Source organism: Acinetobacter sp. 826659 (assembly GCF_000588515.1).
Classification (GTDB): domain Bacteria; phylum Pseudomonadota; class Gammaproteobacteria; order Pseudomonadales; family Moraxellaceae; genus Acinetobacter; species Acinetobacter pittii.
Genome location: NZ_JFYD01000002.1, coordinates 367,432 through 382,666, shown reverse-complemented (window position 1 = coordinate 382,666; position 15,235 = coordinate 367,432). Strand labels below are relative to the sequence as shown.

The window sequence follows — 15,235 nt, the reverse complement described above, 5'->3', positions numbered from 1 at the left end:
CCGAAGATGAGGTGGATTTAAAAAAAATCAACTAAATTTGTCGGATTTATACACAACAGGGTTTCAACTTAAGTTTTTAATGGCATTATTGAGCTCAGTATTGATCATTTTTTAAATATTTCTTATGTTGCATTTGCCGTTTAACCATACAGTTACTCTTATTATTATTACGGTCATTATCTCTTTACTTGCTTTTAGCAATCAAAATGTAATGAACCGATTGATTTTTTGGCCGCCTGCAATGCAACGTGGACAAATTGATCGATTCATTACTCATGGTTTTATCCATGCCGACGGAACACATTTACTGTTCAACATGATTACCCTGTTTTTCTTTGGCAGTATCATTGAAAGTTTTTACCGCCAATATTTCTATGACATGGGTTTTGTGTTGTTCTATTTAGGTGGCTTAATCTTTGCGATTTTGCCAAGCTATTTACAACATAAAAATGAGGCGAATTGGGCCAGCCTGGGCGCCTCAGGGGCTGTTTCGGCAGTTTTATTTGCTTATATTTTGTTCCAGCCATGGAAGCTGATTTTTGTATTTTTCATTCCTGTACCCGCTATTATTTTTGCTATTTTATATGTGGCGTACAGTATTTGGGCTGGTAAACGTGGTAATAGTCATATTAACCATAGTGCTCATTTATGGGGTGCAGCTTACGGAATCATCGTAACCATTTTACTTGAACCTAAAGTTATTCCACATTTCTTAGACCAGCTTACCCGTCTTCCTTTCTAAACGATATAAATCAAAGAAAAGCCCGTTATGGGCTTTTCTTTTTTTCTGATTTATTTATCTGCATAAATTCTCAGTCTTTTTTCTGATTTTCTTTGATCAATTCGTTGTTTTGTTTGCAAAAACCATCTGATTAAACTCATGCCAATTCTTTTAATAATTCAGATGATACAATGAAGTACAGAGCAATTTTATCTAGCCTTTCTATTGCCTTATTTAGCTTATCTCTGGCTGGATGTAATGACAACGATAATCAAGAAAATGTCGTAAGCACGCCTAAGCAACCCAATATCTTATTTATTATGGCTGATGACTTAGGCTATTCAGATTTAGGAGCTTTTGGTGGTGAAATTCACACCCCTAATATTGATAGTCTGGCTCAAGAAGGACGCCTTTTAACGGATTATCATACTGCCCCGACCTGTTCGCCAACACGTTCTCAACTTATTTCCGGTACTGATCACCACTTAGCTGGTATTGGCGCAATGGCAGAACTCACCCCAGAACATTTGAAGGGACAACCAGGTTACGAGGGATATTTGAATGAACGCTCTCTATCTATCGCACAAGTACTTAAAGACAATGGTTACCGCACGTACATCAGCGGTAAATGGCATTTAGGACTAACCCCTGAAACCAATGCACATGCAAAAGGTTTTGATCATTCATTTACTTTATTACAAGGTCTAGACCATCATTTTAAGCAAGCACCAAGCGCCTTTAAACGAAATTCAACTTATACAGAAGATGGTCAAGTTATTCCTGTTTCAGCTTTGCCTGATGACTTTTTCTCGACAAATTATTTTACCGATAAATTACTAAGCTACTTAGACTCAGGCAAAAATAGTGGCAAACCGTTCTTTGCTTATGCTGCCTACACGGCACCTCACTGGCCAATTCAAGCCCCAGCCGAATATCGTGAAAAATATCGCGGAGTTTATGATGTAGGTTACGATGCAATTCGTAATGCCCGCATTGCCAGACAAAAACAGCTTGGAATTATTCCTGCAAACTTTGATGCAGCAGAACCAATTGCGACTCAAAATGCTCCACAAAAATATGGGAAATGGGATGAATTAACAGCCGAACAAAAGGCTCTAGAAGCTCGTAAGATGGAAATCTATGCGGGCATGGTAGAAAATCTTGATGCCAATGTCGGCCGCATTATTCAATATCTCAAACAAAATAATCTTTATGACAATACTTTAATTTTCTTTGTCTCAGATAATGGTGCAGAAGGTTTTGTACGTGGCGGATATGGCAGTGAATCTGGTTTTGATAACTCGGTAGCTAATGTTGGCACACCTACTTCATATCACTATATTGGGCCACGTTGGGCCGAAGTCAGTGCGGCACCTTTCCACTTATGGAAAGATACGGCGGGCGAAGGAGCAACTACGGCCCCTGCCATTGTGAAATTACCGAATCAGAAAAAAGCAGAACAAACTAATCATAGCTTTGCATCTGTACTCGATGTTTTCCCTACCTTACTAGAATATGCTCATATTCCAGTACCTCAAGGCCAATATAATGGCCGGGCTATTAATACGCCATCTGGGATTTCATGGAAACCTTTGCTTGAAAACAAAACCAATACTATTCGCCCTGCAAATTTTAGCTTTGCGGATGAGTTACATGGCAGCAAATATGCAAAACAAGGTGAATGGAAAATCGCACTTCAAGGGCGCCCTGAATTAGGTACAGGGACTTGGGAGCTATACAACATTAAAACAGATCGAGGGGAAAGACAAAATGTTGCTCAGCTTTATCCTGCTAAAGTTCAAGAACTCTTATCGGTCTATCAAAAATATACTGAGAAAAATGGTGTGCAGGAATATAACTCCAAATGAAATTGAAGCCATTTTTAGTCACCACCATCAGCCTGTCTATCATGACAGGCTGTAGCCAATCTTCAAAAGTTTCTGAATCAGCACCCTCAACGCAACAGCAAACCTCTTTAGCTGATTTAGGGTCTATTGAAAAGTGTCAAAACTATACTGGTTTGCCTCAGGGTTGGCTCAAACAACCTACAGCTGGAATGGTTTTAATTGCCGATGGGAATTTTAATTTTGGTTCTGAGAAAGCCTATCCAGACGAACTTAATTTTGGAAAAAAACAGCGCAAAGTCAAAGAATTTTGGATTGACCAAACTGAAGTTACGGTCGCTCAATTTGCAAGTTTTGTAAAAGCAACTGGCTATATTACCGATGCCGAAAAACAAAAGCAGGCCGCTGTTTTTTCACCTGATCCTGATCACCCCCAGCAATGGTGGCAGCTAAAATCAGGTTATACATGGAAAATGCCAAACGGCAGTAATGGTGCTATTGCAAGCCCTAATGAGCCAGTAAGATATGTAAGTAAAAATGATGCTGAACATTATGCGGTGTGGCTCGGACGTGATTTACCCACAGAACTAGAATGGGAATATGCAGCTAAAGCCAATTCAAAGACTGATACACCTTTACATCAGGCCCCTACTGATGAACATCAACATCCGCAAGCCAATTACTGGCAAGGTGAATTCCCTTTTCAAAATCTAAATCAAGACCACTTTAAAGATGTGGCACCTGTTGGATGTTTTACGCCAAATAATTTCAAACTATTTGATATGATTGGAAATGTATGGGAATGGACATCATCTCCGTATCAAGGTGCTCATGACCAGCATATGGGAAATTATTCTGATTTACGACAACAACAAATCACTAGCACGCAATATGTAATTAAAGGTGGATCTTTTCTTTGTGCACAAAATTATTGTTCACGTTATCGTAGCAGTAGCCGTTATCCACAAGATTTTGATTTAGCTGCAACACATGTTGGATTTCGGACTATTTTACGGTCTCCTTAATTTCTTCTTAATTCGACTGATTAAAGATATTTTTTAACCAAAATTAGATCGAAAAATGATCAAAATATTTTTATAGTACAAGTGAGAATGATAAAAAAGTGAGAACAAGATGAAAACTTTACTTCTTTGTGCCGCAGCAATTTTCACAATGTCACTATCAGCCTGTGCGGTCCATACGCCTGAAGGTAGTATTGTGATTGACCCTGATTCACCATATTACGGACATCCAGGAGGCTTTTGCCCACCAGGACAAGCTAAAAAAGGACGTTGTTAGAAATACCCTCTTTTAAAGTAATTTTGAAGTTACTCTAAAGAAATAGGCTTCAATCAAGTGATGAATTGAATACTAAATGGAGGGTTCCAGCCCAAAAATAGATGGGATGAAACTAGAAAATTATGGTGTAAAAAAATCACCATATCCCCAAGATTTTTAAAAGACAATCTTACGTTGTCTTCTATCTAGTTTCACCCCAATTCTTTCTTATTCCGTTTGACTTTTCTTACCGCTTAAGAAAAAAGTCTAGTTTTTAATCATTTCTGTATCTCTATTATTGATACATTTTGAACATTTTACCTTCAGGTTAATACTGATGTATTTGCTTAATACAAAATAAACATTTATGTAACGTAAGTCTATAAAAATGTTCTAAAAATGTGAAAAAAATTAAGGCCAAAATGAGATGAATTTATCATAATAACTTTCTCTTTCACGTTTCATCACATAAATAATCAATATTATTTTGTCAGTTATTGCCACTCGTTTCCTTTCATTGGCATAGATAATGTATACACATGTATATTAACCCAGTCGTATAAACGAGATATTTTATGTCCAGCACAAGTCAAGTCGAAGGTCTACAATTTCCGGTACACGCCTCAACAAAAAAACAAAGTACATCTCTTACAGGCCAAGAGATTTTGTCAGAGGCCTTATCTATTGTAGATAATAAAACCGCACAACAAGTGTTGAATGAAAAAAACTGGCGAAAAAACTATCCTTTATATTTTAAAGCTCTTGTTAAACAAGGGATTTCTAATATCAACAACCCAATTACTATTGCGAAGCAAGGGTTGCATAAAGCTCACCATATTTTTGATTATTATCGTGATGGTAAACACTACCTTTTAAAAGATGCCGTTCATATTGCTTCATCTACTCCTCTTTATACAGTAAAACTTAAAGGTGAAAGTGACGCAGCACCTGAATGGTATGTTCCCTATAAAGGACAAAAACTAAGTGGACAAAGCTTATTAGACCAGATTCAACGCTGGGAAGAGGCTGGTATTATTGAGCCAAGTCATGCAAAGGCACTTCGTGAAGCTATTGCTCATCCTGAATGGTTCGATTTATCTGACCGTACAATGGTGCTGTTTGGTGCAGCCTCAGAAGCAGGGCCACTGCCTTGGTTAGCCAAATGGAAAGCAAATATTGTTGCCGTAGATTTACCAAACTCACGAGTCTGGAGCAAAATCTTAAATACGATTCAACAAGGGAATGCAACACTCATTGCACCATGTGTTGAAGCCGTTGATTCGTCAGCAAAAGCTTCTGAGTTAAAAGATAAGCTGGGTGCAAATTTACTGACTCAATTACCAGAAATAGCGCAGTGGCTGGTACAGTTTCCACAAAAGTTAGATTTGGCAGCAATCGCCTATTTAGATGGTGAAAAGCATGTCCGCGTTTCCATGGCAATGGATAGCATCATGCAATTTGTGAGCGAGCATAAGCCTGATACAAGCCTTATGTTTATGTGTACTCCAACCGATGTTTATGCAGTACCAAAAGAAGTTGCAGAGGCTGCTCAAGAGAAATTTAAATCCCGCAGAAAAATGCAAAAGTTGGCAGTAAAAGGTGTTTCTGCTCTTTCGCTCAATCGTTTTTTTCAAGCGCCATACCAAGACTTGGTTACATGTGAAAATGGAAAAACTTATGGTATTGCCGACTGCTTAGTGGTTGAACAAGGTCCAAACTATGCTTTGGCAAAACGTATTCAACAATGGCGTGCTATTTTGGCCCGCCATCAAGGACAACGTGTCAGCATTAATATTGCACCATCGACAACGACTCACTCAGTGACTAAAAATCCATTATTGAAAGCAGCTTTTAATGGCGCAGAACTTTTCGATGTAGAAGCATTTAGCCCTGAAACCACCAATGCCATTATGGCGGCACTCTGGATTCATGACTTAAGAAATGAGTCTTCTGTGGCGAATCCTGAAACTATCTTAGACCATCCGCTTGAACTTATGATGGAAGGTGCCAATCACGGTGGATTATGGCGTGTGGCTTATTTAGCACGAACTGCCCTACCTTTTGCCGCAATTTATGGTTTTGCTACCGAAAAACTCCCTTTTAGAAAATCGTCTAAAAAATAATTTGATTAAAGCCCAATCTTAGAATTGGGCTTTTTTATAACGTATCTTTATTTATCTTGAAAGTGCGATAGATATTTTTGCATTTCATCAGGTGGCACCATGCCACCCCCGGTAGCCCATATTACATGATTTGCCTGTTGCAACTGCTCAGCTGTTAACTGATGCAAAGCCAAGTAATCAGGACTCGTCTGAACATAATACGGTCCCATCATGCCTGCTACCGCAGAAGGCTCAAGTTGAATATTCTCAGTTTGATTTAAAAGCGCAATGAGCTCATATAACCGTTCATCATGAATGGTGTAGTAGCCATCGATTAACTGTTGCATAGCACGCCCGACAAAACCTGAAGCACGTCCTACCGCAAGTCCGTCTGCCGCAGTAACGTTATCAATGCCAATGTCATTAACTGAAATCTGATCATGCAAACCTGTGTGGACACCAAGTAACATGCACGGCGAATGTGTGGGTTCTGCAAAGATACAGTGTACATGCTCACCAAAAGCCAGTTTTAGTCCAAAACTCACCCCACCTGGCCCACCACCGACTCCACATGGCAAATAAACAAATAATGGGTGTTCAGCATCGACTTTAATTTGGTTTTGCTCCAATTGCTGTTTTAAGCGTATTCCTGCAACGGCATAACCTAAAAATAATGTTGTTGAGTTTTCATCATCAATGAAAAAGCAGTGTGGATCTTGCTCTGCGGCTTTTCGTCCCTCTTCAACAGCTACGCCGTAATCACTCGCATATTCTACAACGTTAACGCCGAGTGAACGTAGTTTGTCTTTTTTCCACTGTCTAGCATCAGCCGACATATGAACAGTGACTCTAAAGCCGAGTTTGGCGCTCATAATGCCAATCGAAAGCCCAAGGTTGCCTGTAGAACCTACTGCAATTTGATACTTAGAAAAGAATGCCCTAAATGAATCTTGATCTAATTTACTATAATCATCTTCTGGTTTGAGTAACCCTGCCTGCATGGCAAGTTTTTCTGCATGTGTGAGCACTTCATAAATGCCACCACGTGCTTTGATAGAGCCTGAAATAGGTAGATGACTATCCTTTTTCAGCCAGAATCTTCCATTAAGCTGTACTTGTTTTGCTGAAGAAAGTGCTTGTTGCATATGAGCAATTTCAACAATATCTGATTCAATTTTTCCCTGTTGTGCTTGAGTTTCAGGAAATACTTTTGCCAAATAAGGTGCGAAACGCGCTAGTCTTGCTTCTGCTTCACTTACATCCTTAGCGGTTAGTCCAACTTTTTCTAAAGCTTCTTTTAAAGGATAGCGATGAGGTGTAAACCAAAATGTTTCTTGATAGGCTTGAAGTGTTTCAATAAGTGGAAATTCTTGTTTTAGCTGATCTATTTGAACCGCATTCATAATATATCCTGATATAAAATTTTAAGCCCAATCTATAAAGCTGTTTGATGGCCTATAACAACCTATTAATTTATAGATGAATGTATATGAAAAATAGTCTCAACTTTAAAAACTAAACAAATAAAAAAGCCACTGTGAACAGTGGCTTTAATTTTTTAAATGCTTTTATACAAACTGTAAGAATAACCAGTACAAACCACCTGACAAGCAGATTGTTGCAGGAAGAGTAAATACCCATGCAGAGAGAATTGTCTTCACGGTATTAAAGTTTAAGCCTGATTTATTCGCGACCATCGTACCCGCAACAGCACTGTTTAAAACGTGTGTTGTTGAAACTGGCATACCTAAACCATCGGCAGCTGCAATTGTACTCATTGCGACAAGCTCAGCAGACATCCCTTGACCATAAGTCATGTGGTGCTTACCAATACGCTCACCTACAGTCACAACGATACGTTTCCAACCCACCATTGTGCCTAGACCAAGTGCTAAAGCAACAGCCACTTTTACCCAAGTCGGAATGTATTGTAAGAATGAATCTAAGCTACTACGGTATTCTTTCACAAGCTTTTTCTGTGAGTCATCCATTTTTGGTAAAGCATCTGCTTTATCCAAACGCTTAAACGTCGTGGTGCTTAAATACATGTCATTACGAATTTCGCTAATTGCAGCTTCAGGAATATCTTTTAAGTTGCTATAGCTAGAAACTCGCTCACCCAAGTGATCAGTCATACTTGCCAATGCAGGCACAACTTCCGGAGTTTGCTGTTTAGTTTGAATATATTTAGTCAAAATAACACGTGCTTTTTCATCGGTTAATTCTGGCTGATTTTGATTCAAAAATACGGCAGTTTGAGAAGAAAGCTGATGGAATGATTGAACTTGCTGAGTATCAAGATTTTTATTTAATGAATAAGCCAACGGCACCAGACCAACCAAAATCAGCATGATGAGTCCCATACCCTTTTGACCGTCATTAGAACCATGTGCAAAACTCACACCTGTACAGGTAAAGATCAAGATTGCACGAATGATTGCTGGTGGTGGTTTATTCCCTTCAGGTGGCTGGAATAATTCTAATTGGCGTTTAAAAATAGTTTTAACCAACAAGAATACAATCGCTGCAAAAGCGAAACCAATTAAAGGTGAAAATAATAATGCCTTACCGACTTTAATCACCTGATCCATATCAACACCACTGGTCGTTACGCCAGTCGATGCACTCAATAGATGGTTCATAATGCCCACACCCAAGATTGAACCAATCAAGGTATGTGAGCTAGATGCAGGAATACCTAAGAACCAAGTACCCAAGTTCCAGAGAATCGCAGCAATAAGAAGCGCAAAAACCATTGCGAAACCTGCACCGCTACCCATATTCATGATCAATTCAACAGGTAACAATGCAATAATGCCGTAAGCGACTGCGCCGCTTGCAACCATTACCCCAAGGAAATTACAAAAACCAGCCCACATGACTGCAACCGGTGCTGGTAAAGCATTGGTGTAAATCACTGTTGCCACTGCATTTGCAGTATCGTGGAAGCCATTTACAAACTCAAAGCCTAAAGCAATCAAGAGTGCAGTTGATAAAAGAATAACTGAATAAAGACTCAAAGGTGGTACATGTGCTAAATCAGCACTCACCTGAAATCCAATATAAATAAGTGTTGCAACAATAATCGTCAGAAACACCGGCATAAAAAATTTAGGTGTCGGGACATGTACATTCGTCGATTTGACTTGCAGGTTTGCCGCAAGTTTTGAATCCGAAACAGGGGGTAGATTAGAATTCATGCAGACGGTAAGAGGATAAAAAAATCCTCTGTATTCTTAAATTAAATTATGACAATTATATGACAAAGCGGCGCCCGATGAAGTCAATTTTTCACATTTTGACCTCATTTGATGCACCTTTCCTCTATGATTTTTATTTTTTTATTTAAATACAATAATTTACATAAATCCCCACCCATCTATTTTATGACTATTTTTGAAGCAAAAATATCTAAAAAATTACTTAAATGTCTACTTTTTAAACACCACAACTGTCATAAAACCGAATATTGGAGATGAAATATTTCAATATCATGATCATTTTATGAATATTTGATGAAAAAACACCCTCTTTTTGTTCGAAAACACTTTTTTTTACGACTAATTTACGGTGAATGGTGGGTCGTCATAGATCATCTATTGCGCAACTATTCTGTTACAATAGCGCCGCATTTTTAAATTCGTACAATATCGGGGTTTTATATGTCCACGCTTGCCACCCTAAAAGCGCTTCTTGCCAAACGTATTCTGATTATTGATGGTGCAATGGGTACCATGATTCAGCGCCATAAATTGGAAGAAGCAGACTACCGTGGTGAGCGTTTTGCCGATTGGGCACATGACTTAAAAGGTAACAATGACCTTTTGGTTCTGACCCAGCCTCAAATCATTCAAGGTATTCATGAAGCTTATCTTGATGCTGGTGCAGACATTATTGAAACCAATAGCTTTAACGGCACGCGTGTTTCAATGTCTGATTACCACATGGAAGATCTTGTTCCAGAGATTAACCGAGAAGCAGCACGTTTAGCCAAAGCAGCTTGTGAAAAGTACTCAACTCCAGATAAACCGCGTTTTGTCGCAGGTGTCCTTGGGCCAACATCACGTACTTGTTCAATTTCACCGAATGTAAATGACCCTGCCTTTCGTAACATTACTTTTGATGAGTTAAAAGAAAACTATATTGAAGCGACTCATGCGCTGATCGAAGGCGGTACAGATATCATTTTGATTGAAACCGTATTTGATACACTAAACTGTAAAGCTGCGATTTTTGCGGTTAAAGAAGTCTTTAAGCAAATTGGTCGTGAATTACCAATCATGATTTCAGGGACCATTACCGATGCATCGGGTCGTACATTAACAGGTCAAACTGCCGAAGCGTTCTGGAACTCTGTACGTCATGGCGACTTGCTATCGATTGGTTTTAACTGTGCGCTTGGTGCAGATGCCATGCGTCCTCACGTAAAAACTATTTCCGATGTCGCAGATACGTTTGTTTCAGCGCACCCAAATGCGGGCTTACCAAACGCTTTTGGTGAATATGACGAAACGCCAGAACAAACGGCAGCATTCTTAAAAGAATTTGCAGAAAGCGGCTTAATTAATATTACTGGTGGTTGCTGTGGTACAACACCTGACCATATCCGCGCGATTGCCAATGCGGTAAAAGATATTGCGCCTCGTCAAGTTCCTGAAACTGTACCTGCGTGTCGTTTGAGTGGTTTAGAACCATTTAATATTTATGATGACTCACTTTTCGTGAACGTGGGTGAACGTACTAACGTTACAGGTTCAAAAAAATTCTTACGCTTAATCCGTGAAGAAAACTTTGCTGAAGCTTTAGAAGTTGCACAGCAACAAGTGGAAGCTGGCGCACAGATTATCGACATTAACATGGATGAAGGGATGCTCGATTCGCAAAATGCGATGGTGCATTTCTTAAACCTTGTAGCTTCTGAGCCAGATATTTCACGTGTACCAATCATGATTGACTCATCAAAATGGGAAATCATTGAAGCTGGCTTAAAATGCGTACAAGGTAAACCCGTTGTTAACTCGATTTCTTTAAAAGAAGGTTATGAAGAGTTTGTAGAAAAAGCTCGCCTGTGCCGTCAATATGGTGCTGCGATTATTGTTATGGCATTTGACGAAACAGGTCAGGCTGACACTGCTGCACGTAAGCGTGAAATCTGTAAACGCTCATATGACATTTTGGTTAACGATGTAGGCTTCCCTGCTGAAGATATTATTTTTGACCCGAACGTGTTTGCAGTAGCAACAGGTATTGAAGAACACAATAACTATGGGGTCGATTTCATTGAGGCCACAGGTTGGATTAAACAAAACTTACCGCACGCCATGATTTCTGGTGGCGTGTCGAACGTTTCATTCTCGTTCCGCGGTAACGAGCCTGTTCGTGAAGCCATTCACTCTGTGTTCTTGTACCATGCCATCAAGCAAGGCATGACCATGGGTATTGTGAATGCCGGCCAAATGGCAATTTATGATGATATTCCAGCCGAGTTAAAAGAAGCAGTTGAAGATGTCATCTTAAACCAAAACCAAGGTGAATCTGGTCAAGCTGCGACTGAGAAACTGCTTGAAGTAGCAGAAAAATACCGTGGACAAGGCGGTGCTGCCAAAGAAGCCGAGAACCTTGAATGGCGTAATGAGTCAGTCGAAAAACGTCTTGAATATGCACTAGTTAAAGGTATTACCACTTACATTGATCAAGATACCGAAGAAGCTCGCCTCAAAGCCAAACGTCCTTTAGATGTAATCGAAGGTGCTTTGATGGATGGTATGAACGTGGTTGGTGACTTGTTCGGTTCGGGCAAAATGTTCTTACCACAGGTTGTGAAATCTGCACGTGTTATGAAGCAAGCTGTGGCTTGGCTCAACCCGTACATTGAAGCTGAAAAAACAGGCAGCCAATCTAAAGGTAAAGTCCTGATGGCAACTGTTAAAGGCGACGTACACGATATTGGTAAAAATATTGTAGGCGTGGTACTTGGTTGTAATGGTTACGACATTGTTGACCTTGGGGTAATGGTTCCTTGCGAGAAAATCTTGCAAACTGCGATTGATGAAAAATGTGACATCATTGGGTTATCTGGTCTGATCACCCCATCTTTAGATGAGATGGTATTTGTTGCTAAAGAAATGCAGCGTAAAGGCTTTAACATTCCTTTATTAATTGGTGGCGCGACTACTTCTAAAGCACATACAGCAGTAAAAATTGATCCGCAATATCAAAACGATGCCGTGATTTATGTTGCCGATGCTTCACGTGCTGTGGGTGTTGCAACAACCCTGCTCTCTAAAGAAATGCGCGGTAACTTTATTGCAGAGCATCGTGCTGAATATGCCAAGATTCGTGAGCGCTTAGCTAACAAACAACCGAAAGCTGCCAAATTGACCTATGCCGAGTCAGTTGAGAATGGCTTTAAAATTGATGAAAACTATGTTCCAGCAAAGCCAAACCTAATTGGTACACAAGTTTTAACCAACTACCCACTGGCAAGATTGGTTGAATATTTTGACTGGACACCATTCTTCATTTCTTGGAGCTTGGCGGGTAAATTCCCTAAAATTTTAGAAGATGAAGTGGTCGGTGAAGCAGCAACAGATTTGTACAACCAAGCTCAAGCAATGTTGAAAGATATTATCGACAACAATCGTTTTGATGCACGTGCTGTATTTGGTATGTTCCCTGCTCAGCGTACTGGTGCAGACACAGTCAGCGTGTTTGATGAAAATGGTCAGAATGTTACGCACACCTTTGAACACTTACGTCAGCAATCAGACAAAGTGACCGGTAAAGCGAACTTGTCCTTGGCAGATTACATTCGTACTGACCGTGAACATCAAGACTACTTAGGCGGCTTCACTGTATCCATCTTTGGTGCTGAAGAGTTGGCAAATGAATATAAAGCCAAAGGCGATGACTACTCTGCAATTTTAGTGCAGTCACTGGCAGACCGTTTTGCCGAAGCTTTTGCAGAACACTTACACCAACGTATTCGTAAAGAGTTCTGGGGTTATAAAGCCGATGAAACATTGGATAATGAAGAACTGATTAAAGAGAAATATGTCGGTATTCGTCCTGCACCGGGCTACCCTGCTTGCCCAGAGCACTCTGAAAAAGCAGTGTTGTTCGACTGGTTAGGTTCTACAGACAAAATCGGTACTAAACTGACTGAACACTTTGCAATGATGCCGCCATCTTCGGTGAGTGGTTTCTATTATTCGCATCCTCAAAGCGAATACTTTAACGTGGGTAAAATCTCTCAGGATCAACTTGAAGATTATGCGAAACGTAAGGGTTGGTCACTAGATGAAGCGAAGCGTTGGTTAGCGCCGAATTTAGATGATTCGATTGCTTAAATTTTGAATCATCCTGATTAAAAATAGGGCGTGAGGGAAATTCCATCACGCTCTTTTCAATTTGAAAATTTAATCTTTTTACTTCAAATGTGCCTTAATCTTCTCTTTAACTGCTTCAGTTGAAATACCATATCGATCATGCAAAGTGGGTAATGCGCCTGCATCTAAAAATGCATCTGGCAAACCAATCATGTCAAAACGAGGATGTTGACCATTTCTTAGAAGTAGTGAGCCGACAGCTTCTCCTAACCCACCAATGACTGAATGATTTTCGGCAGTTAAAACAGGTCGGCCACCTTTTGTGACTTCATCTAAAATAGTTTGTTCATCTAGAGGCTTAATGGTCGGTACATGTAGCACTGAAACCTCAATGCCCTCTTTTTCAAGCTCTTCGGCTGCCTCAAGCGCACGCATGGTCAATAAACCAGTCGAAATAATGAGTAAGTCTTTACCGGGTTTAATCACCTGTGCCTTACCCAATTTAAACTGGTAGTTGTATTTATCGAGCACTAACGGAACCTGACCGCGTAATAAACGCATATATACCGGACCATTATGCGCGGCAATCTGAGGAATCGCCTGTTCTATTTCCAAGGCATCACATGGATCGATAACCATCAAGTTCGGCATAGCACGGAAAATTGCAATATCATCTGTTGCCTGATGACTTGGGCCATAACCTGTGGTTAGCCCCGGAAGTGCTGCTACAATTTTGACATTCAGGTTATCTTCCGCAATTGCCATACAAATAAAATCGTAGGCACGGCGTGATGCAAATACGGCATAAGTTGTTGCAAAAGGAACAAATCCTTCACGAGCAAGTCCTGCTGCTGCACTCATCAAAAGTTGTTCTGCCATGCCCATTTGGAAAAACTTGTCTGGGTTTTCTTTGGCAAAAATATGTAGGTCTGTATATTTTGATAAATCTGCTGACAAACCTACGATATCGTCACGCTCTTTTGCCAAGGCATTCAGTGCATGTCCAAATGGTGCTGGTTTGGTCGGTTGGCCCTCGGCAGCAATAGAAGCAATCATTGCCGAAGTGGTTAGTTTTTTCTTAGGAGGATTGGCTAACTGACTCATGGTGTATTCCTTACTGTCCGTAGTGGGTCAAAATATTTAAAGCGTCATCCCATTCATGTTCATCAACACGAATGAAGTGAGTTTTTTCGCGGCTTTCCAAGAACGACACGCCTTTACCCATTTTGGTGTCACAAATAATGACACGTGGGCATGCTCCCTCATGGTTTCGTGCCTGATCGAATGCCTCAAGCAGAGCTTCCATGTTGTTGCCATCCACACGTTGGGTGTACCAACCAAATGACTGCCAACGGTCTACAATGGGTTCAAACGCTAAAATTTCGCTGGAGTGCCCATCTGCCTGCTGATTATTCACATCAATAATGGCAATCAAGTTATCTAGTTTCCAATGAGAAGCAGACATCACTGCCTCCCATGTTGAGCCTTCATTTAACTCACCATCGGACAGTAAGTTATAGACAAAAGCATCCGACTTTTTCTGTTTCAGTCCTAAACATGCACCGACCGCAATTCCAAGACCATGCCCCAATGAACCACCTGTAATTTCCATGCCCGGTGTATATGAAGCCATACCCGACATCGGTAGACGACTATCATCTGCACCGTAAGTTTCAAGTTCTTCAAGTGGGATAATTTTTGCTTCAATTAAGGCCGCATAAAGTGCAATTGCATAGTGCCCAATAGAGAGATAAAAACGGTCACGACCTTCCCACTCAGGGTTTTCTGGCTGATATTTCATGGCATGGAAATAAGATACAGCGAGCAAATCTGCTGCACCTAAGGCTTGTCCAACATAGCCTTGGCCTTGTACTTGTCCCATACGTAAAGCATGTTGGCGAATGTGGTAGGCACGTTGTTGCAACTCGGCAATTTGGTCTGCTTTATCAACATTTAACATTG

Annotated in this window: 10 protein-coding genes; 6 read left to right on the top strand and 4 right to left on the bottom strand. The window is 40.3% G+C overall.

From position 1 onward, the window contains the following. Nucleotides 1-124: 124 nt before the first annotated feature. The 5 genes from J663_RS06360 to J663_RS06340 all read left to right on the top strand — a co-directional run bounded on the left by J663_RS06360 (nucleotide 125) and on the right by J663_RS06340 (nucleotide 5,966). On the top strand, nucleotides 125-742 hold the full coding sequence (locus tag J663_RS06360) for a rhomboid family intramembrane serine protease (protein ID WP_033848600.1): 618 nt from the start codon (nucleotides 125-127) through the stop codon (nucleotides 740-742). Between the two features lie 170 nt (nucleotides 743-912). Beyond that, nucleotides 913-2,589: an arylsulfatase gene (locus J663_RS06355; RefSeq protein WP_033848599.1), complete on the top strand. Its 1,677-nt coding sequence runs from the start codon at nucleotides 913-915 to the stop codon at nucleotides 2,587-2,589. Then, nucleotides 2,586-3,590 carry a formylglycine-generating enzyme family protein gene (locus J663_RS06350; protein WP_033848598.1) on the top strand — a complete coding sequence of 335 codons (1,005 nt, stop codon included), beginning with the start codon at nucleotides 2,586-2,588 and terminating at the stop codon, nucleotides 3,588-3,590. Before J663_RS06355 ends, J663_RS06350 begins: the two co-directional genes overlap by 4 nt. A gap of 109 nt (nucleotides 3,591-3,699) precedes the next feature. Then, nucleotides 3,700-3,864, top strand: coding sequence for a hypothetical protein (locus J663_RS18830; RefSeq protein WP_000854552.1), 165 nt, complete (start codon nucleotides 3,700-3,702; stop codon nucleotides 3,862-3,864). A gap of 554 nt (nucleotides 3,865-4,418) precedes the next feature. Further along, the gene (locus tag J663_RS06340) at nucleotides 4,419-5,966 is read left to right on the top strand and encodes a hypothetical protein (protein ID WP_033848597.1); all 1,548 of its coding nucleotides are present in this window, start codon (nucleotides 4,419-4,421) and stop codon (nucleotides 5,964-5,966) included. 47 nt (nucleotides 5,967-6,013) lie between these two features. Here the strand turns inward: J663_RS06340 and J663_RS06335 are convergent, their stop codons facing one another. After that, nucleotides 6,014-7,348, bottom strand: a complete 1,335-nt coding sequence (locus J663_RS06335) for a D-serine ammonia-lyase (RefSeq protein WP_033848595.1) — start codon at nucleotides 7,346-7,348, stop codon at nucleotides 6,014-6,016. A gap of 165 nt (nucleotides 7,349-7,513) precedes the next feature. Then, nucleotides 7,514-9,145, bottom strand: coding sequence for an inorganic phosphate transporter (locus tag J663_RS06330; RefSeq protein WP_005070664.1), 1,632 nt, complete (start codon nucleotides 9,143-9,145; stop codon nucleotides 7,514-7,516). A gap of 462 nt (nucleotides 9,146-9,607) precedes the next feature. Here J663_RS06330 and metH point away from each other — a divergent pair, with 462 nt between their 5' ends. Then, nucleotides 9,608-13,294 carry a methionine synthase gene (gene metH / locus J663_RS06325; protein ID WP_033848594.1) on the top strand — a complete coding sequence of 1,229 codons (3,687 nt, stop codon included), beginning with the start codon at nucleotides 9,608-9,610 and terminating at the stop codon, nucleotides 13,292-13,294. A 78-nt stretch (nucleotides 13,295-13,372) separates the two neighbouring features. On the opposite strand, the gene J663_RS06320 is transcribed toward metH, so the two are convergent. Together J663_RS06320 and J663_RS06315 are read right to left on the bottom strand one after the other, a co-directional pair. Continuing rightward, nucleotides 13,373-14,377 (bottom strand): transketolase family protein, encoded by a 1,005-nt coding sequence (locus J663_RS06320; protein WP_033848593.1) that lies wholly within the window; start codon nucleotides 14,375-14,377, stop codon nucleotides 13,373-13,375. A 10-nt stretch (nucleotides 14,378-14,387) separates the two neighbouring features. After that, complete coding sequence (locus J663_RS06315) at nucleotides 14,388-15,233, bottom strand: transketolase (RefSeq protein ID WP_081035343.1); 846 nt, start codon at nucleotides 15,231-15,233, stop codon at nucleotides 14,388-14,390. Nucleotides 15,234-15,235 lie beyond the last annotated feature (2 nt).

What these genes read in the sequence shown, in the direction of transcription:
- J663_RS06360 (WP_033848600.1), top strand. Translation starts at nt 125, where the DNA reads ATGTTGCATTTGCCGTTTAACCATACAGTTACTCTTATTATTATTACG.
- J663_RS06355 (WP_033848599.1), top strand. Translation starts at nt 913, where the DNA reads ATGAAGTACAGAGCAATTTTATCTAGCCTTTCTATTGCCTTATTTAGC.
- J663_RS06350 (WP_033848598.1), top strand. Translation starts at nt 2,586, where the DNA reads ATGAAATTGAAGCCATTTTTAGTCACCACCATCAGCCTGTCTATCATG.
- J663_RS18830 (WP_000854552.1), top strand. Translation starts at nt 3,700, where the DNA reads ATGAAAACTTTACTTCTTTGTGCCGCAGCAATTTTCACAATGTCACTA.
- J663_RS06340 (WP_033848597.1), top strand. Translation starts at nt 4,419, where the DNA reads ATGTCCAGCACAAGTCAAGTCGAAGGTCTACAATTTCCGGTACACGCC.
- J663_RS06335 (WP_033848595.1), bottom strand. Translation starts at nt 7,348, where the DNA reads ATGAATGCGGTTCAAATAGATCAGCTAAAACAAGAATTTCCACTTATT.
- J663_RS06330 (WP_005070664.1), bottom strand. Translation starts at nt 9,145, where the DNA reads ATGAATTCTAATCTACCCCCTGTTTCGGATTCAAAACTTGCGGCAAAC.
- metH (WP_033848594.1), top strand. Translation starts at nt 9,608, where the DNA reads ATGTCCACGCTTGCCACCCTAAAAGCGCTTCTTGCCAAACGTATTCTG.
- J663_RS06320 (WP_033848593.1), bottom strand. Translation starts at nt 14,377, where the DNA reads ATGAGTCAGTTAGCCAATCCTCCTAAGAAAAAACTAACCACTTCGGCA.
- J663_RS06315 (WP_081035343.1), bottom strand. Translation starts at nt 15,233, where the DNA reads ATGTTAAATGTTGATAAAGCAGACCAAATTGCCGAGTTGCAACAACGT.